General features: G+C 53.0%; 18 protein-coding genes and 1 pseudogene. 13 read left to right on the forward strand and 6 right to left on the reverse strand.

Going from position 1 to position 17,221, the window contains the following annotated elements; all coding sequences use genetic code 11:
* Positions 1–637: 637 nt before the first annotated feature.
* From LIX00_RS17885 to LIX00_RS17895, 3 genes are all read left to right on the forward strand, one after another.
* Positions 638–1,288, forward strand: coding sequence for a helix-turn-helix domain-containing protein (locus LIX00_RS17885; protein ID WP_227355896.1), 651 nt, complete (start codon positions 638–640; stop codon positions 1,286–1,288).
* A gap of 78 nt (positions 1,289–1,366) precedes the next feature.
* Positions 1,367–1,690, forward strand: a complete 324-nt coding sequence (locus LIX00_RS17890; RefSeq protein WP_227355897.1) for a DUF7344 domain-containing protein — start codon at positions 1,367–1,369, stop codon at positions 1,688–1,690.
* Positions 1,687–2,391: a helix-turn-helix domain-containing protein gene (locus LIX00_RS17895; protein ID WP_227355898.1), complete on the forward strand. Its 705-nt coding sequence runs from the start codon at positions 1,687–1,689 to the stop codon at positions 2,389–2,391. Before LIX00_RS17890 ends, LIX00_RS17895 begins: the two co-directional genes overlap by 4 nt.
* A 539-nt stretch (positions 2,392–2,930) precedes the next feature.
* On the opposite strand, the gene LIX00_RS17900 is transcribed toward LIX00_RS17895, so the two are convergent.
* Entirely contained in the window at positions 2,931–3,320 is a 390-nt protein-coding gene (locus LIX00_RS17900) for an SWIM zinc finger family protein (RefSeq protein WP_227355899.1), read from the reverse strand.
* 316 nt (positions 3,321–3,636) lie between these two features.
* Between LIX00_RS17900 and LIX00_RS17905 the strand changes: the two genes are divergently transcribed.
* Both LIX00_RS17905 and LIX00_RS17910 read left to right on the forward strand, forming a co-directional pair.
* A complete protein-coding gene (locus LIX00_RS17905; RefSeq protein WP_227355900.1) occupies positions 3,637–4,884 on the forward strand; it encodes a magnesium transporter in 1,248 nt (415 codons plus the stop codon).
* Positions 4,885–4,933: 49 nt separating this feature from the next.
* Positions 4,934–5,335 (forward strand): annotated as a pseudogene (locus LIX00_RS17910) (RNA-guided endonuclease InsQ/TnpB family protein); the annotation flags it as partial.
* Between the two features lie 221 nt (positions 5,336–5,556).
* Here LIX00_RS17910 and LIX00_RS17915 read toward each other — a convergent pair.
* Together LIX00_RS17915 and LIX00_RS17920 are read right to left on the reverse strand one after the other, a co-directional pair.
* Positions 5,557–6,801, reverse strand: a complete 1,245-nt coding sequence (locus LIX00_RS17915; RefSeq protein WP_227356175.1) for an inorganic phosphate transporter — start codon at positions 6,799–6,801, stop codon at positions 5,557–5,559.
* A gap of 461 nt (positions 6,802–7,262) precedes the next feature.
* Positions 7,263–7,688 carry a hypothetical protein gene (locus LIX00_RS17920; protein WP_227355901.1) on the reverse strand — a complete coding sequence of 142 codons (426 nt, stop codon included), beginning with the start codon at positions 7,686–7,688 and terminating at the stop codon, positions 7,263–7,265.
* Between the two features lie 197 nt (positions 7,689–7,885).
* On the opposite strand from LIX00_RS17920, the gene LIX00_RS26005 reads away from it, so the two are divergent.
* Entirely contained in the window at positions 7,886–8,014 is a 129-nt protein-coding gene (locus LIX00_RS26005) for a hypothetical protein (RefSeq protein ID WP_255679358.1), read from the forward strand.
* A 767-nt stretch (positions 8,015–8,781) separates the two neighbouring features.
* Positions 8,782–10,482: an alkaline phosphatase D family protein gene (locus tag LIX00_RS17925; protein WP_227355902.1), complete on the forward strand. Its 1,701-nt coding sequence runs from the start codon at positions 8,782–8,784 to the stop codon at positions 10,480–10,482.
* Positions 10,483–10,829: 347 nt separating this feature from the next.
* On the opposite strand, the gene LIX00_RS17930 is transcribed toward LIX00_RS17925, so the two are convergent.
* Positions 10,830–11,462 (reverse strand): potassium channel family protein, encoded by a 633-nt coding sequence (locus tag LIX00_RS17930; RefSeq protein ID WP_227355903.1) that lies wholly within the window; start codon positions 11,460–11,462, stop codon positions 10,830–10,832.
* A gap of 333 nt (positions 11,463–11,795) precedes the next feature.
* Here LIX00_RS17930 and LIX00_RS17935 point away from each other — a divergent pair, with 333 nt between their 5' ends.
* The gene (locus LIX00_RS17935; protein WP_227355904.1) at positions 11,796–11,951 is read left to right on the forward strand and encodes a DUF1428 family protein; all 156 of its coding nucleotides are present in this window, start codon (positions 11,796–11,798) and stop codon (positions 11,949–11,951) included.
* On the forward strand, positions 11,936–12,550 hold the full coding sequence (locus LIX00_RS17940) for a dihydrofolate reductase family protein (protein ID WP_227355905.1): 615 nt from the start codon (positions 11,936–11,938) through the stop codon (positions 12,548–12,550). Before LIX00_RS17935 ends, LIX00_RS17940 begins: the two co-directional genes overlap by 16 nt.
* Positions 12,551–12,616: 66 nt before the next feature.
* On the opposite strand, the gene LIX00_RS17945 is transcribed toward LIX00_RS17940, so the two are convergent.
* Positions 12,617–12,754, reverse strand: a complete 138-nt coding sequence (locus tag LIX00_RS17945) for a hypothetical protein (protein ID WP_227355906.1) — start codon at positions 12,752–12,754, stop codon at positions 12,617–12,619.
* Between the two features lie 270 nt (positions 12,755–13,024).
* Between LIX00_RS17945 and LIX00_RS17950 the strand changes: the two genes are divergently transcribed.
* The 4 genes from LIX00_RS17950 to LIX00_RS17965 all read left to right on the forward strand — a co-directional run bounded on the left by LIX00_RS17950 (position 13,025) and on the right by LIX00_RS17965 (position 16,023).
* Positions 13,025–13,348, forward strand: coding sequence for a type II toxin-antitoxin system VapC family toxin (locus LIX00_RS17950; protein WP_227355907.1), 324 nt, complete (start codon positions 13,025–13,027; stop codon positions 13,346–13,348).
* A gap of 472 nt (positions 13,349–13,820) precedes the next feature.
* On the forward strand, positions 13,821–14,126 hold the full coding sequence (locus tag LIX00_RS17955) for a thermonuclease family protein (RefSeq protein ID WP_255679359.1): 306 nt from the start codon (positions 13,821–13,823) through the stop codon (positions 14,124–14,126).
* Positions 14,127–14,721: 595 nt separating this feature from the next.
* Entirely contained in the window at positions 14,722–15,120 is a 399-nt protein-coding gene (locus tag LIX00_RS17960; protein WP_227355909.1) for a DUF5518 domain-containing protein, read from the forward strand.
* A gap of 504 nt (positions 15,121–15,624) precedes the next feature.
* The gene (locus LIX00_RS17965; protein WP_227355910.1) at positions 15,625–16,023 is read left to right on the forward strand and encodes a hypothetical protein; all 399 of its coding nucleotides are present in this window, start codon (positions 15,625–15,627) and stop codon (positions 16,021–16,023) included.
* A 236-nt stretch (positions 16,024–16,259) separates the two neighbouring features.
* Here LIX00_RS17965 and LIX00_RS17970 read toward each other — a convergent pair whose 3' ends face one another.
* Complete coding sequence (locus tag LIX00_RS17970; RefSeq protein WP_227355911.1) at positions 16,260–17,201, reverse strand: nucleotidyltransferase domain-containing protein; 942 nt, start codon at positions 17,199–17,201, stop codon at positions 16,260–16,262.
* Between the last annotated feature and the right edge of the window lie 20 nt (positions 17,202–17,221).

The raw sequence follows: 17,221 nt of genomic DNA on the forward strand, positions 1-17,221 counted from the left end.
TGTGCGCTCACTTTTAGTGATGCGCTATTCAACCGTACGTAGGCACCCATTTTCCATCTAACCCATCAGTCTCGATCGATATTCGATTGATCGAGTTCATCAATCAGTCATACGTGAGCACCGCTGGTGCACCCTCAGTGAGGTCGATCAGCAGCCATGTATCCCCGTCATTGTCGAGCACTCGCGTGGCAAGCGGCTCAGCATCGATCACGTCGTCCCGTGTCTCCTCCAGGACGATCGCAAGCTTGCTATGGAGCGTATCGAACAGGGCCGTCTCACGGAGCAGACACGGAGGTTGTGCTCCGAATCAGTGTAAACAGCCGCCAGCTAGAGTAAAAGTGGATACGCCAGGGGTAGTATAGTCTACAAACATGGCCGTGTTGAAACCTTCAAGAGGTGATCGGTTCTAGCGGTTGGACTGAATACAGGGCGCATATTTAACAGCCAGCGTATTGCTTCTCATAGGATACTAATCGTTCAATATGGAGGGTCTATGTCTCAGTCACGGTGAAAGAACCAGAGGAAGCTGGACGTGCTCACCTTCAATATTCTTCATATTACTTTCAGTTCTCATCTCGCTTTCAGTGTCAGTGACATCCGTGATCGGTATGTACATCGGCGTGCATCAGTTTGGACAATGGCTACTGAAGCGTCGTTTACGATCCCTTCTGACCAATTCCCCTTGGGGAGCGTATTCAACCAGCTACCGGAAGTGACAGTCGAACTGGAGCGCCTTATCCCGGCGCAAGACGTGGTGATTCCCTACTTCTGGGTTCGAGGGACAAAAGTTGATGACATCGAGGATGCGTTTACTAACCATCCGGGAGTGAAGAGCATCCACCTCGTCGATTCCGTCGAGGATGAATATTTATTGCGTGTCGAGTGGGCGCTGGGGTATAACGGCGTTCTGAGCACGCTGATCGAGACAGAAGTTCCGCTCATTAAAGCAGTCGGCACTCAACACCAGTGGACGTTCGACATTCGTGGCGACGATCGAAGCGATATTGCGGACTTCCAGCAACGCTGTCGAGAATTAAATATCCCAATTACACTGACAAAACTTCACGCGCTCACTCCGATAGAGTCGGAGACAGAGGCGGCGCTAACCGAGACGCAACAGGAGGCGCTGGTGCTTGCCTACGATCGCGGATATTTCAACTCACCACGTGAGGTGACAATGGCAGAACTCGGGGAGGAACTTGGGATTACACAGCAGGCAGTTGCGTCTCGACTCCGACGTGGTATCAATCACATCCTCGGACGGACGCTTTCTGAAACAGAGGGGTGACTCCGATAGACAGCTTTAAAAACGATTTGTATAGTCAAAAGTCACTCTGATTATCACAAATCATCTGAGTTTATCGTAATGAGTGGGGATAGTATTGAAGTCGGAGCGGTGTTCGAAGCATGTGGAGACCAACACCGGCGCATTGTTCTTGCCGTACTCGCAGATCAACAGCGGTCAATAACGCTGAGCGAACTCACGAAGATGATCGTCAAACGCAATCATCACATGCCACTTTCAGAGGCTTCTGACGAGGAACTCACACAGATCAAGAGTTCGCTGTATCACTGTCATCTCCCGAAGTTGGCCGATGCAAACCTCATCTCCTTCGATATGAACCGGAAACTCGTTGCACTCCACGAGGATACCGAGACTATAAATCAAGAAACGCTCTTCGACAAATGACTGGCACAATCGTTGATGTAACCGTCCCAACCAAGCAGTTTACACTCGAACACACCCTCGGTGAATTCGAGACAGTGACGTTTGAGGTGAAGCAGATGGTCGCCACGACTCAGGACAGCTTGATGCCGTTCATGCGGATCGAAACAACCGATTGCGCCAGGCTTGAATCGGCATTTGCCACTGACGACAGTGTTGCTGACTTCGAGCGAATCGCCGACTTCGATACTAACTGTCTATATCAACTTGAATGGAGTGAGTGCATTGATAACCGGATTCGGGTTCTCGTTGATCACAATGCAACTGTCCTGACCGCAACGGGACAAGATGATACATGGGACCTTCGGCTGTTATTTGCCGACCACAACGCAATTAGCCGAACAAATACGTCTTGCAAGGAGCATGGCATCGACTTCGACGTCAAAAATATTCATGAACTCAGCGGACAACAATGCAAACGATTCGGCCTCACGGATTCTCAACAAACGGCGCTTCGACTTGCCGCCGCCCGTGGCTATTACTCGGTTCCTCGCGATGTCATGGCAGAAGACTTGGCCGCAGAACTTGGTATTACTCATCAAGCCCTCTCTGAGCGACTGCGGCGCGGCCATGGAAGTCTAGTAGATCATCTACTCAGTAATGGAAGCGGGACACCCGAACTCACGGAACTAAGACAGACTGAGCGCGAAGAGGAGACGAGTTAGAAGATGAGAGTGAAGAAAAATGCATTGCTGTACGCACTGGCAATATTATAGGCTCATCCCCACGGATTCGGGATTGAAATAATCTATATTTGGTAGTTCACTGTTCACTGTTACCCACTTTCTCAAACGATTAAAGTTAGTGAAAAAGATCACGGTTTATTTACTTTCGCGGATATTCGTCTGTATAGAGAACGTGAAAGTTCTCAAGTGCGTTGACTGCTCATGGAGCGCCAGTTCAACGACTTATTCTCAGCACAAGGTCGATGAGCTTGCAATCGAGCATTACCGTACGACCCACCATTCGATTACGAGTGATCAGAACGCCGAGTGCCAGTTGTGAACCGTAAGTAGATAGAACTAATCAACGAACCAGCGGGATACATGCTGCAACATCCCAGTCGATCGCTTCGCTCGACAGAGCTAGTGTCTCGAGGGTGATCGTCGATTGCTGCATGGATACTCTCCGTGAGCGTTCGCTGGTCGGTACTCTCCGAGAACGTCACTTGGCGTGCCATGGATAAAACAAACTGAAGCGGTGGTTAGGTCGGTAGCTCTTTCCGTCCCGTTTGCACGCACGGCCAGCACGGGAAACCACCGAGACCGTCACAATCGCAGTCTTCGGGTTCGGTCTCGTCTTCGTCCTCGGATGGGAACGCCTCAAGCGTTCCGTCGTCAGTTGCGTTTTCGACGGCGGCCATGTGCTTACAGAAGGTGTTCCGGTGGACGTGGTGGGGACACGTGCAGGCCATCAATTCACCGGTAACGTCGTCGATGGAGACCACGTAGTGGTGTTCAGCGGGGTTCTCGTGGCTCTCATTGGTGACGTCGATCAGTCCGGGGGCATCGACGTCGAAGGAGAGTTGTTCCCACTGGGCGCGGTTCTGTGCCGTCTCGTCAGCGTCACGGGCTGCGGATGGGTTTGTACTCATGCTCCTTGGGTTTCATTAGGGAGAGTTCTACTCCAATGGTAAGTAACTACGAACCTTCCTTCAGAGATGAATGTGAGAATTGAGAATCTAAGTCAGACAAAGCCATTTCTATCTGTTTCTCCGGATATCCACGTACAGGCGGTTAAACGCAACGCAGACGCAATAATTGACGGAGCAAACTTCGGTACTTAGTGAAATGACCCGTTGAGCATTTAATGACTATCAGATATTCGGGCTGCAATAGTGAGAAAATGCGCGACGACAAGTGACCGTCCGGCAACGTAACCATTTAGATGAACGCACAACCCTTCGACGTATGGAGGGAGAGCTAGCAGATATCCAGCAGGCGATTGCAGCTTCGCCGACCCCGGCTGCGGAATTCGGCCAACTATCGCAGAGCCGACAACGAGAGGTGTTCTTTTTCCTACCGCAGACGATCCAGCAGTCGCTTGTCGAGGATATGGATCGTGAGCAATTACAGCAATTCGTCCGCAGGCTAGACCCCGACGAAGTAGCAGACATACTAGGACTGGCGGACGAAAACACACGGGCGGACGTGCTCCGACGACTCGATGAAGATCGTCAAGAAAAAGTCGAATTCTTGCTCGGATTCAGTCCCGAGAGTGCTGCCGGCCTAATGCACCTCGACTATGTCACCGTTGGAATACATCGAGACCTCGATGCCATCGCACAACGAGTTCAACGGTACGAAGCTCAAACTGGCCAGATTCCGGTCATTTTCGTTACTGAGGACGAGAAACTCGTGGGCGAGCTCCCCGGACAGGTTCTGGCAATGATCGACCGGGAATCAGTAGATCTCCACGACCATATCCATGAGACGCCTGTGGTCACGTATGACACGCCCGACACGGCCGTCGTCGACGTGTTCCGAGAGAATCCCGAAAGCTCGGTGGCCGTACTAAATGACGACGGAACCATCTTGGGGGTCATCCCTGCCGAAGACCTCCTCCGCGTCATCGAGGAGGAAGCAGCCGAGACGCTCTATGAATTCACGGGTGTCCAGGAAGAAGAGAGTATCCTTGACGGCCCGCTCTCGAAGGTGCAAAATCGATACAAGTGGTTGATAATTAACCTCGGAACGGCGTTTTTGGCAGCCGCGGCAGTCGGCGTATTCGAGGATACGATTGCGGCGTTCACGCTACTGGCGGTGTACATGCCGGTCGTCGCCGGGATGGGGGGGAACGCCGGTACGCAGTCGATGGCCGTAACTGTCCGGGGAATCGCCCTGGAACAGATCTCCTTGTCGACCGGGAGTCGTGCCGTGGTCAACGAAATCATTGCGGGCGGCGCGAACGGACTCATCACGGGTGTACTTGTCGCGATCATCGCGTCGGTGTTCAATCAGAGTCCGCTTTTGGGCTTCATACTCGGCGTTTCGATGGTGCTGAACCTCGTTATCGCCGGGTTTTTTGGGACGACCATTCCGCTGGTACTCGACCGGATCGGCAAGGATCCGGCAACGTCGGCGACGATTTTCATCACGACGGCGACAGACGTCCTAGGGTTCTTCATCTTTCTCGGGCTGGCGCAAGCAGTTCTTTGAGGTCAATCTGTCTCCGTCCGTATCGTAGGCCATGCTTCTCAAACCGAAAGTCACTGGAATGATGCAGTTCGCTTCGAATTCACACAACCGAGCATCCGCTGCGTGGCGGACGTTTCTGCGGATGCTCGAATACAAGTGTGAACGCGAAGGAACGCACTACGTTCCAGTGAACCCGCGAGGGACGACCAAAGAATGCGCGGCGTGCAGTGTGTCGTCTGATAAGCCGCTCTGGATCCGTGAACACTCCTGTCCGTCGTTCGGATTCACGGCGGATAGGGACTGGAACGCGGCCTACAATATCCTCGTTCGAGGATTGAAGAAAGCGGATATAGGAGCGGGATGCTCCGAATCAACGCCTGTGGAGACTGCGCTCCCGACGGGAACCACTACGGTTCCTGCAAAGCCCGTCGTGGAAGCAGGAAGCCCCGTCCTCACCGCGCGAAGCGCGTAGGGCGGGGTAGTTCACTTACGCAGCTGCACTTCTGTCACTACCTGCCGTGTATTCTGATCGTCAGTATGTTCGGAATCACTCTGCGTGGAAGCCAACCATTCTCTATTATCTCATGGTCATTCCGCTGCTCAATGTCCCGATTGCATGCCTCTATCTGTTCTATCGGCACCGGTACATCGGGATTCCGTAATATCGTTTACGCGATATCGTTTAAGGGACGTTCACAACAAGAATGCGAATACCGGGTAGGAGCCGACAACCGCCAGCGAGGGCGTCAACACCCACATCGTAACGATACGCTTGGCCGCTGCTGGGTCGAAGAGGCTCCGCTGATCGAGATCCGCCGGCTCCTCCGCACCAACGTCAGGCACGTCTGGCAATTCTTCCGGCTTCTCTGCCGGTTCCTCGTAACGGGCAATATCGCCGATCGTTGGACTTGCAGGCATATCCTCAGCGGGGGAGGTGACCAGCGCTCCTGTCGCGACTTCTAAATCCGGATGTTCACGTTTCGGCGTCGCAAACTCTACGAGTGTCGCTGCTCGGCTTGCCCGACCCCATCCAAGTCCAATAATCGTCGATGTCGTACTTACTGCGAGACTCGCCGGGATTCCGAAGTAGGACAGAATCGTGATGATAGTGCCACCGACTATGGAGACAATCAGTGAAGCGAGAATTGGTAGCTCCGTAATATCATCTCCTACCGTCTCCAGCGTGCGACGGGCAATGGTGAAACTGCCTAGACCGAAGGCCACCACCGCGAGCAGGACGCCCTGGTTGACGGTGAGCGACCCCCCTTCGCCGACGAGGGGGGCCACAGCGTTCGCCGCGTTCGACGCCCCCGCCGAAAACGCCATGTAGCACGCAATGACGACCACCGAGAGTGATCCGATGATGTCCTGCCGTGTCGCGTTAGGATTTAGGTAGAGTCGGGGAATCGTCCCAGAACGGTCGAGTTGGATGAAATGGAGATCAAACCTTGTGAACGCGACATAGCGATCCAGATACGGGTAGATGTAACGCCCGACCACGATTCCGATGCAGAGGCTGATCAGCGGCGCGATGATCCATGCTGAGACGATAGTAAACATCAGTGCCTGATTGAGTGTGTTCGACGCGAGGCCCAGTCCAACGATGGCGCCAACGGCCGTCATTGAAGTCGAGGCTGGAACACCGTAGAGATTCGAAATAAGGAGTGACGCGCCGGTGAAGAACAAGACGGCGACGCTCGCGGCAGGCGTGAATTGGGTTGCCGGTACAATACTGCTGCTCATCGTCGCGATGACGTTCCGACCGACGGTCCATGCTCCGAGAAAGCCGAAGCCGACGAACAGGGCTGCTGCGGTCGCCTTCCGAAGGAGACGTGAGCCGACTGCCGGACCGAACGCTACACCCGTCGATGAGCCACCAATATTGAACCCAACGAATACGGCGACGACAACACCAGCGAGGGTTAGCACTGATACCATTGTATCCTTTCTAATCAACATTGCTGGCACCCATATAAAATCAATGAAGCCAGTTCTGAGGTATCGGTATCTTGAATATTCGAATTTCTTCGCGCTCAAATTACGGGGGAAGTAGTTCAATGAATGGCTTCCACAAGATAGTAGCCACAAATTCGATGCGGATACACAATATCTCCTCGAAGAATTATAAAAATAAGTTTCAGAGTGATTCATTTCGTACAAATTATCGAATTTGTCAGAAGATGCCAAGAGTGATATAGTCAGGTGGGTTCACGACAGCACCCATTGTGTTTGCAGTGGACGTGATGCGGACACGTACAGGCCATCAGGTCGTTGCCCTCTGGGAAGTACGAAACTGCCTCTGAGTCAGTATAGGCTCTCTGCGCCTGAGAAACCAAGAATTCAACGTCGGCTGTGAGAATTTCTAGTTTCCGAATCTATTTTTTTGGTTCGTGTTAGTCTCAACGTGCTCGCTGCTTCCATTCACGCTCTTGGTGACGTTCAAAGGCATGTCGGCAGTTCTCACCGACTGTTGCTTGGACCGTTTCTCCAAAGGCCACGAGATCAGTCATAAATGTCTCCTGGAAATTCTCAAGAATTTCGTAGGACCACCGCCCAGCGGTCACGTCATCAGAATCGTTCGGGGCGACGACACCTCGTGGGAGGTACTCATCGCGAAGCGCATCCGCGAGATTGTGGTGGTCGCACTCATGAAGGAGGTCCTCTGCCGCTGCTAAGTGATTCATTGCCCTTCCTGTATTGTGATGAAACGCTACGAGGTGTCCGTGTGCTCGATGAAGCCGTTCAATGCCCAATTCGACTTCGTGGAGTGCCTCTCGTTCAGTTTCACTCATCTCCTTGATCTGGTGTTGCTCCTTCCCCGCCATGTATAGTGTTACCATCCCTCTCACTATAGAGGTTCTGTTGCCAGCGCACGATTCCCACTCTACCGAAACCATCATGGCCACTGCTTGCCTAATTGATGCTCTTCCAGCATAGTCATGTAGAGGCAGTGGTGCAGAAGCCTTCACAAGGAAATAGTATGACGAATCGAATGTGAAGTGGACGCGTTGGTGGGGATAAAATGCCGCAGCACTCGGTGGTCATCGCCGACAATTCGAACGAATGTGATGCTCTCGCCAACCTTCTCGGCATCGACGGTACCATCTCCGCCTCCGAATGGCCCAGTCATTTATTGATTCTCGCCAAATAGTGCATTTGAGAATGGGGGAAAGAACAAACGGTGACTCACCATCGCGAGCGACGCCTCGTCGACGGGAACTTCTTAAAAAAGCGATCGTGACAGGCGCTGGGGTGTCGCTTCCCGCCGGTTGTGCTACTCCATCCGAGAAGCAATTGCCGTGGAATAGGGTTCAGGAAGCACACTTACAGCCGGTTACGACGCTGCCCGACGACGTCACGCGCCCCTGGATCGGTCCCCAATTTTGGAGTAATCGGCTGCAGGACTGGCGGTTACATGCAGGCAAGATTGAGTGTCTCCGCAGTGAGGCCAGCTACGAAATACGGACAGTGAGCGTGTTAACCCGTGAAGTCGTGGCAGGACGTCTCCCAGGACGTCTCCGCGTCACGACGGGGCTCGCAGGACATCAGAATCGGGATGGGTTTTGTGGGTTTCTGATCGGCGTGGGAGGCCCCGAACTGGAGTATCGTGCGGCGGCGTTAGCGCAGCGCGGGTCTGGGGAAGGCGGTGGATTATTGTGTACACTCAGTCGAGACGGACGGCTCCAATTTCGGGAGCATACGAACGAGGTCGACCCTTTAGCCTTTGGGGTGCAGGCGGCAGAGACGCACTATCCGATCGGTGGTCCAACTCGCCCTGCAGCGGACGAGCGGATTCAACTCGATCTTGAAATCCGTCCGCAGCGTGCCGGTCGATTCGAACTACGATTGACAGCATGGAATGAATCCAGAGGAGAACTCCTCGGAACGGCGATACGCCGCGACGTCCGCGACCAAGCGGTGGCTGGAAACATCGCGCTTGTCTCCTCACCGCCACCTCGACGGCCGGGTGCTCGCTGGTGGTTCCAAGACCTCCGAACGGGTGGGGAGAAGATTGCGAACCGTCCAGGCCGAACCTTCGGACCGATCGCCGGGACGCTCTACACGGTAAATGAGGGTGTCCTTCGACTGTCGGCACAGCTTACACCGGTGGCTGAAGAAGAGGTAGAGAGCGTTCGGCTCGATTATCGGCCGGCGGGAACAGCGGAGGCCTGGCGGCGGGGATCGACCGCCGAACTACAACCGGGATACACGGCGTTATTCCGGTGTGAGAAGTGGGACCCGACGCAGGCGTGGGACTATCGTGTTGTCTATCGCTCCTGCACCGCTGACCCAGTCGCATATCATGGGCGAATACGGAAGGATCCCGGATCCGGAGCCGACGACTTCACGATCGGCCTGTGTAGCTGCACCACACCGGTAGCACGGGCCCTCGAAGCGGGACGGATCGATCCAGATCGTTCGTCGGACGAATACCTGGGACGATACACGCCGGAGAACATCTATTTCCCCTACGCTGATTTAGTTCGGAACCTCCACCGGCAGTATCCCGATCTGCTCGTCTTTACCGGTGATCAGATCTATCAGAACAGTCCGACGCGAGTCGAAAGCCGCGAAAACCCGACGCTCGATTACCTCTATAAGTGGTACCTCTGGCTGTGGGCGTTTCGGTCACTCACTCGCGTCACGCCAACAGCAGTTCTCGTCGACGATCATGACATCTATCAGCAGAATGTCTGGGGCGAAAAAGGACAGAGTGCACCGGGCAACGTATCTCGTGAAGGGGGATACGTCGGGACGGCGGAATTCATCAACTTGATCCAGCGGACACAGTGCAGTCACAACCCGGATCCGTACGATCCGACGCCGGTCAAGCGCGGAATCGATGTCTATTTTACATCGTTTCGCTACGGCGGGGTTGACTTCGCGCTTCTCGAAGATCGGAAGTTCAAATCGAGCCCCCGACGGGACGACGCAAAGGCCACGCAAACACAGTCAAAGAAACTCCTTGGGAAGCGACAAAAGCGATTTCTGCGACGCTGGATCGCCGACCTCGACGATGATGCGGTTCCTATCTGTCTGAGCCAGAGTCTCTACGCATGTGTCGAAACCACGGTGAACGGCTCACCGGCACGGGATCTCGACTCAAACGGCTATCCGCCGGACGGACGTGACGATGCGATTCGACTGTTCAGAGACGCAGGTGCTCTTGTGCTCTCTGGCGATCGACACTTCGCGACGTTGGTTCGGCATGGGATCGAAAATCACACCGACGGTGTGCTCGAGTTCAGCGGTCCTGCAGTTGCCTCGCTCTACCAGCGGTGGTTCAATCCGAAGCCACAGGCGGCAGATACGAACAATGTATCGCTCGGGGATTTCACCGATGTCTTTGGAAATAAGGTCCGAGTGTACGCGGCAGCGAATCCAAAGCTTACGTTACGAGCGTATCGAGAGCGGTACGGGACGCAGGGACAGGCGATCAGTCGCCGATCGTTAAAGCGAGAAGGATACGGGATAGTGAGGATTGACCACGAGACTGAGCGGTGTCGGATTGAGTGTTGGCCGTGGCACGAAGATCCGACCGATCGTACCGCTCGCCAGTTCTCGGACTGGCCCTACAAACTGTCGTTCGACGAGTTCACTTCCAGCTCCGAGGACTAAATACTCCGGAAATCGGTTTCAAAATCTCTCTAGCACTATCAATTCTCTTGCCGCTTCCCAAATAATGATGTTAATATCATATCATGCGATTTACTGTCGGATATCCGTGACGACAATGGACTGTGCCACTGACGGCCGATGAACGTGGGCTACGACGGAGCAACACCTACCTCTATCACCCACGTTTCGCAACATTGAATACATGTTTCTCGCAGAAGAGAGTTAACTATAAAAATCACCATTTAGACGATATGGAAGGGTTAATTGAGATACTTCAGTCTAATAAAGATAGAGATGGTAGACCAAATGTTGTAAAGGTCGATCCAGTGACCTATTGCGGATAGTGATCAAACGTTGAAATGGCGTTCGAACCGTGTGATGTTCTCGTCAAGGCCAGCGATAATAACATCATCATCGTCCTCAAATCTGAAACTTGACGGATCGAAGTCGGTGATTGTTTCACCGTTTCTGATGATTGCAACGATCGTGCATCCCGTCACCGTTTGAATTGCTGCATCTGCAAGTGTGCTCCCTTCAAGTCCGGCGGCTGGAAGGCGCACAACACTCACTTGTTTATTGTACGCTAGCAGTTCCTCGTCCTCAAACACCGTTGAGGCCAGCATACGGCCGCTGACCGTCGCCAACGATTGCACATAGTCCGCCCCTGCTCGATACAGCTTCTGCACATCCTCTTCCTCATTCGCCCGGACCACGATTTGAAGATCCGGATTCAAATCACGGGCGATTAACGTGGCGAAAATCGCAGTTTTGTCGTCCTCGACCGTGAGTAGCAGTACTGACGCCTCCTCAATGCCCGCGTCTACTAAGACGTCTGGATCACGCGCATCACCGACCACGTCCACGCGATCCTTCTCTTCGATGTCGAGAACAGTCACCTTTGAATTGGTATCTGCGAGTGCCTCATATGCCGCCTGGCCAGTATCTCCGTACCCAACCAAAATGATCTGCTCTACTGTCATTCCTCTAACACTAGTGGCTGTCACATCACGCAAAGCGTCTAACTGATCGGGCTTGCCAACCACGAGGAGTCGCGTCCCAGCATCCAATTTATCGGCGGGATCTCTGTCTACGTATTCTTCCCGAAGGAATTGCTGGGTCGTTGAATACGCAGACCTACCGATCAGACGATGCACGCCCTATTACACTGCAAATAAGTCACGCATCAATATCACCCTCCGAGGTTGTGCAAAATCCGGTAGCTTCAGCGAATTCGGGTCACAAGCCCCCGAATCTCTACGAATCGCCAGCAAGGTTATCTCTTCAGGAGTCCAATAGGGGTCGGTGAACAGTTCATGAGCCAATACGTCGATGGATACGTGCTACCGATACCGAGCGACAAGATCGAGGCGTATCGGGAAATGGCCGACGAGGCCGGGAAGACCTGGATGGGCGGGGCCACTTCCTCGTACACAACCCCAACGGAGGAACGTCCATGCAGGAACTGTTAGTGGACTTCATTACTTCACTGGACGGCTATGGTGCCGCGGAAGGCTGGCCCGGGTGGTGGGGGCTCGAGGGTCCCGAGTATCTCGCCTGGCTCGGTCAGCAGCCTGAACGCGACTATACGATCTTGATGGGAGCAAACACGTACCGTCTGATGTCCGGATTCGCCGCCGAGTCCGAACCGTCGGAGACGGACGAGGCCATCACCAGCGAAGACGACGCCTTCGCCGAGCTTACCAACGCGTCCAAGGTGGTGTTCTCCTCGACGCTGGAGCCCCCGTTGTCGTGGGCCAATACCCGGCTGATCAGCGAGGGTGCGGTCGAGGCCGTGAGAGAGATGAAGCGGGAAGGCAACAGCTCGATGCGCACCATCGGTAGCCTCTCCTTGTGCCGGTCGCTGCTCAAGGCAGGCCTGGTGGACCGTTTCCGCGTGGTCGTCTTCCCCGTGATCACCGGAAGCACCGGCTACGACCGGATCTACGACGGGTATCCCGATGTTGCCCTCGACTTAGTTACCAGCCGGACGTTCGACGACGGACTTCAATTGCTCGAGTACGTCCCCCGGGTGCTTGCCGGTCCGCCCGGCACGCATCCTGATTCCTGACAGTGGGGGTGCAATAATGGTCGAGCCCCTTCAGAACCTCGCCGATCGCTTCTCACAGATCGCCGATCAGTATGACACAAACACGGCAGCGAAGTGAAGCCGATCCTGCTGGGCGATGGGCTCTTGGTGTTCGCAGGACTGGCTGACGATTTCGAGTTGCGGCTGCTCGACACGAGGGCGTTCGAGAACGGGAACGTCCTGCATCGATACCGTCCAGTGTACGACGGTGACGATCGCGCGAGTTGATTGTCGACGATAAGACGATTCTAGACGATCAGTACAATGGTCGGTCATCGGTGTGATCGCTTTGTTCGCAAGCGTTGTCGCCATCTGGGTGGCCCGAGTCGGCGTTAAGGATTAATCTGTCGGGTTCAGCGCAGAACAGACCAACTTGACACACTCACCCGCCGTCAATCGATTGCAGGAACGCCACACTCAAGAGTAAAATCGACCAACTGAACACCGGACTCAAGAGTGCGTGTCGCAGTAGGCATCGGGTGGTTGCCCACTCCGGTCGTCGCCGAGACCTACTACGGTGTTGCTATGGCTCGGAGCGATACGACCGAGCAGGAGGTTCGAAACCGCCTCCTGGGCTATCCCCGGATCGAGGTCGATGAAGAGATCGCTCGGGCGGCGGGCGAACTACTCGCCGCTGCAGACGACCGCAAGGGAGGGAACGCCGGTGTCGGGCTGAACGACGCGTACATCGCTGCGATGGCCGAGGTCCTCGACGATGCCGTGCTTACGGACAACGTCGATGACTTCGAAGCGCTGGGTGTTCCAGTCGAGATCTACTGAGTTCGGCCGGCTATCAGCTGATAACCAGCAGCGGTTATTCGGACGAGACTGCTCAGTGTGTTTCCGTTCGCCGCCGGACATTATTCGGCACTCCCAATGTTGAACGAAACAGAGCAACCGTCTCCAGTATGCAGCGATCCCTTCCTCTTCTCGGACTTGTCCTGATTATCGTCCTCGCAGGCTGTCTCGGTGGTCTTGGATTCGGTGGTAGTAGCGACGCCACAACAACGATGACGGGAATAGAAACTCAGACGACCTCGCTAGCACGACAACAGCAGAATCAACTACTGCAACAACGACCACCACAGAACCCCAGACACAGACACGGACGCAGACAACGTATCTACGGCAACCAACGACGGCAAACATTGATACTCCAGAGAATAGCGAGCGCTTCCAAGCGCGTGTTACCGAGGTCATCGATCCGACAACACTCACAATCAAATACGGTGGGAAGAACCGCACTGTTGATTTGATCGGTGTGAGTGTTCCTGAGAGCGGTCCCATCCACAAGAAGGCAGTTCGCTATACGAAGTCCCAAATGGATCATCAGGTTGTGACAGTCGTCTCTGATCCACAGGTGGGTGCAACAGACGACGGCCATCTGCAAGCATACGTCTATATCGGGAATTTCATGTTCAACACGGATTTGGTCCGTATCGGCTACGCTCGCATCCCAGATTCCGACTTTAGCAAACATCAAGAGTTCATGACCAAACAACAACAAGCCAAACAACGCAACTACGGCCGTTGGAATACCACCACGACAACAGCCTAACCACCTCATTCGACGGATATTCTATATCGAACAATCTACTGCCGGTTGTGGTCTAAGAGGCAGTGATCGAGAATAATCCTTGCTGGCAATAATATGTTAGAGCACTGATCGTCTTGGAGAACTCGAAATATGGGAGTGGACAGTACTCCGATAGGGATACTCTAGTCTCGCTAGTGTATTTTCGCTTTGTACTTATTCTTCGGACGTGAACCCGACTAGGTTCCCCTCAGTATCAGTTATGACCGCGTAGTGTCCGCCCATTTCAGGAATTTCCTCTGTTGGGATGATAATTTCGCTCCGCTTGATTGCTGTTCTAGCTGTTTAGTAGAGACCGATTTCGTGAAGCAACAATTGGAACACCATGGGAGGTTGTACACTTCAGCTACGGCCATCCTGAGGCTGACGACACCGCCAATCAATGGATGGCAGTACTCACCAAAACTGAACTGATCTCCGAATGGATTTGTCTACACAATTGTTCGTCGGGATGACTGGATTAGCTAAATACTGACTGAAAAGGGAAATCGGAACCACGAACAAGACGGATTAATTTATAGAATATTTATCACTTTGGGGAGCGTACTTCTAGTTGACCATGAAAATCAACTGGAGAGCCGTAATCACCGGATTCCTGACCGCGTTCGTTCTCGGACTACTCGTCGCCTGGTTCGTCCCGCTAACGGAGATGTCGGGACTCGTGCAGGCGTTACCCGGCCTTATCGGCGGTTTCGTCGCTGGCTACATGGTTGTTGGTGTCGACCGTGGCGCCGTCCACGGTGGACTCGCCACGGTCATCGGAGGAGTTGTCCTGCTCATCGTGTGGGCCGTGTTCGGAGCCCTGTTCGCCGGTCTCTTCCCAGCCTTCACGGGACTCGCACTCGGACTGCTCGTCCTGGTCGCCCATGCGATTCCCGGCGCCATCGCCGGTGCCATCGGTGGCTGGATAAAAGGCCGCCGCACCACGACTCGCGAAACCGTTGGAACCACCCGCTGACTGGCGAGAGACGACGACTCGATTTTTTCGGCGTGTCCGTAGACCGAACATCCTGATGGTAATCGCCAATAGACCCTTTTGCAAACCAACAGTAGACGAGTATAGCTATCTCGAGGGAATTGCGGCGGCGCAATGGCGACTAAGAACAAGTTACCAAAAGAGTGATACTATGAGGGCCGTGCTCACTTCCATTGCTAGCCATGCGCAGGAGTAGGTCACAAGCGACCGCCGAACGACAACCTACAACTGATATTTTCGCGACCGTCAGCTGGTATTATCAAAGAGCAAACGCGGGTTATTCCCCTCATTAAACGATAGCTTGATAGTAGCTGTTGCTTAGTTAATAAGAACGACTTCCGTCTGTAGCGTCAGTGGTATTCAGTTGCCCACCTAATATACCCACCAAAAAATGTTTGATACGTAGCTTCGACCGCCTCAACTGCAAACGAGCGGACCAATCGACGACTTTCGGCATGTCACTTGGTTTCATACGCGCCTCACCAGGTGGTCACGAACTACACGCGGACAGTCACCACAGACGCTATCCAGACACGTGCACATTGTCTATTTAAGGAGCTGTCCGAAGAAATCGCCGAACTCCGCGATACATCGCAAGAGGATGCCGAACTGATGGCAAGCAAAGTTCTGAGCCGTGCGTACAGCCACACGAAATTAGTCGGTCTCTTTATCGATGGTAAGCGAGCACTCTACCATTGGGATACGTCGAATCCGCCCGCGTTTGCGTCGTTAGCTCCGTTTGACGAACGAGAAGTGGACAGCAAGAATGCAGTTATCGTGTGGCGTCATACCGACGAGGATCAGTCGGACGACTTCGAGGCGTGGCTTGAACCGCGACTCAATGGCTTAGACTGGATTCACCCGGACTATTCATCCACAGAATAGCTTATCCGTCACCGAGTCCACACCTAAGAATCATATCCACGGATAGCGGCCGGAACGCGGATAAAACGAGAGCAACCAAGAAGACCGCAATTGCAACCAGTATAGTATCATGAATCCAGTGACGAAGCAAATCGCTGGGATCGTGAATCAGACTTTTCGCTCCAGATTCGAGAATTGAGACACGTTCGTGCATATTGATGGCTATCGCGAGAGCTCAGAAAGATACCAAGCCATCATCAGTAGTTATCCCAATTTTCATAGAGATCTGTAGCAGATACAATGAATTCTGCTGCATCTTTAGGATTCCATTCACTCCCATCAGAACTGAAAAGTGGTTTCATACCATGTTGAACCGTGAATTTCTCTCCATCATTTACTAAATTTACTATATCCAAGAGCACAGCAGTATATCTTTCTTGCAAATCTGAAGAATGGAAACACTCCGGATCTACATTAGAAAGTAAACATTCAATATAATACGAAGGCACAGAATCTTTGCTTAATTCATTCTTTTCAATAAGGTAGTTCCTTGCCCGTTTAAACATCCTTATAGTTTCCATGTAATTACCATTTGCGTCTTTGTTCATTTCCTTCCTCTTTTCTTTATGGTGGAACGGGTAGTTGATAATACTATTTCCACTTGCTTCAAAATATATTCCATCTATACTTTCCCCAGGTTGTTCTGAATAGCCTGTATAATATTTATAGAGCAAGCACGGGACTACATCTGCATCAAGCTGAAGCGGACACTGATCACTATCGCTATTGATTTCAATCGCTTTTCCACCATCTGAAACGGCGGATGTTCCATAAAGATCGCGCAGTACATTTAGAACATTCTGTCGGAAATCTGGAGCACTGTATGGCACCTGATAGTGATCATACTGCCATTGAGTTTCCTCTCCGCTATCCAACTCACTTCGGTCACTTTCGAAATAGTTAGTGAGTAAAACAAGAACATCTACGTCACTGGTACCGGGAACAATAGTATAGTTTGCATATGATCCCTGTAGATGAGTATCGACATTGAGCGTCGATAGCGAATTAGGAGGGGAGCTTTCCTCTAAATTGGAGTCTCCGATGTCCTCTTGTATGCGAGTATGCGTCTTCTTTGCTGTTTTGATAGCAGCTTGACTATAGCCTTTCCAGCTTTCAAGCGTTTTAGGTGGTATCGGCATAGCTACTGTGTGCCACTTCA

The sequence above is a fragment of the Haladaptatus salinisoli genome, assembly GCF_020614375.1.
Taxonomy (GTDB): Archaea; Halobacteriota; Halobacteria; order Halobacteriales; family Haladaptataceae; genus Haladaptatus; species Haladaptatus salinisoli.

Excerpts from the sequence above, each read along its gene's own strand:
- LIX00_RS17895 (WP_227355898.1), top strand. The coding sequence starts at position 1,687 with ATGACTGGCACAATCGTTGATGTAACCGTCCCAACCAAGCAGTTTACA.
- LIX00_RS17890 (WP_227355897.1), top strand. The coding sequence starts at position 1,367 with ATGAGTGGGGATAGTATTGAAGTCGGAGCGGTGTTCGAAGCATGTGGA.
- LIX00_RS26005 (WP_255679358.1), top strand. The coding sequence starts at position 7,886 with ATGCCGCAGCACTCGGTGGTCATCGCCGACAATTCGAACGAATGTGAT.
- LIX00_RS17960 (WP_227355909.1), top strand. The coding sequence starts at position 14,722 with ATGAAAATCAACTGGAGAGCCGTAATCACCGGATTCCTGACCGCGTTC.
- LIX00_RS17905 (WP_227355900.1), top strand. The coding sequence starts at position 3,637 with ATGGAGGGAGAGCTAGCAGATATCCAGCAGGCGATTGCAGCTTCGCCG.
- LIX00_RS17900 (WP_227355899.1), bottom strand. The coding sequence starts at position 3,320 with ATGAGTACAAACCCATCCGCAGCCCGTGACGCTGACGAGACGGCACAG.
- LIX00_RS17940 (WP_227355905.1), top strand. The coding sequence starts at position 11,936 with ATGCAGGAACTGTTAGTGGACTTCATTACTTCACTGGACGGCTATGGT.
- LIX00_RS17920 (WP_227355901.1), bottom strand. The coding sequence starts at position 7,688 with ATGGCGGGGAAGGAGCAACACCAGATCAAGGAGATGAGTGAAACTGAA.
- LIX00_RS17930 (WP_227355903.1), bottom strand. The coding sequence starts at position 11,462 with ATGACAGTAGAGCAGATCATTTTGGTTGGGTACGGAGATACTGGCCAG.
- LIX00_RS17885 (WP_227355896.1), top strand. The coding sequence starts at position 638 with ATGGCTACTGAAGCGTCGTTTACGATCCCTTCTGACCAATTCCCCTTG.
- LIX00_RS17970 (WP_227355911.1), bottom strand. The coding sequence starts at position 17,201 with ATGCCGATACCACCTAAAACGCTTGAAAGCTGGAAAGGCTATAGTCAA.
- LIX00_RS17935 (WP_227355904.1), top strand. The coding sequence starts at position 11,796 with ATGAGCCAATACGTCGATGGATACGTGCTACCGATACCGAGCGACAAG.
- LIX00_RS17945 (WP_227355906.1), bottom strand. The coding sequence starts at position 12,754 with ATGCAGGACGTTCCCGTTCTCGAACGCCCTCGTGTCGAGCAGCCGCAA.
- LIX00_RS17915 (WP_227356175.1), bottom strand. The coding sequence starts at position 6,801 with ATGGTATCAGTGCTAACCCTCGCTGGTGTTGTCGTCGCCGTATTCGTT.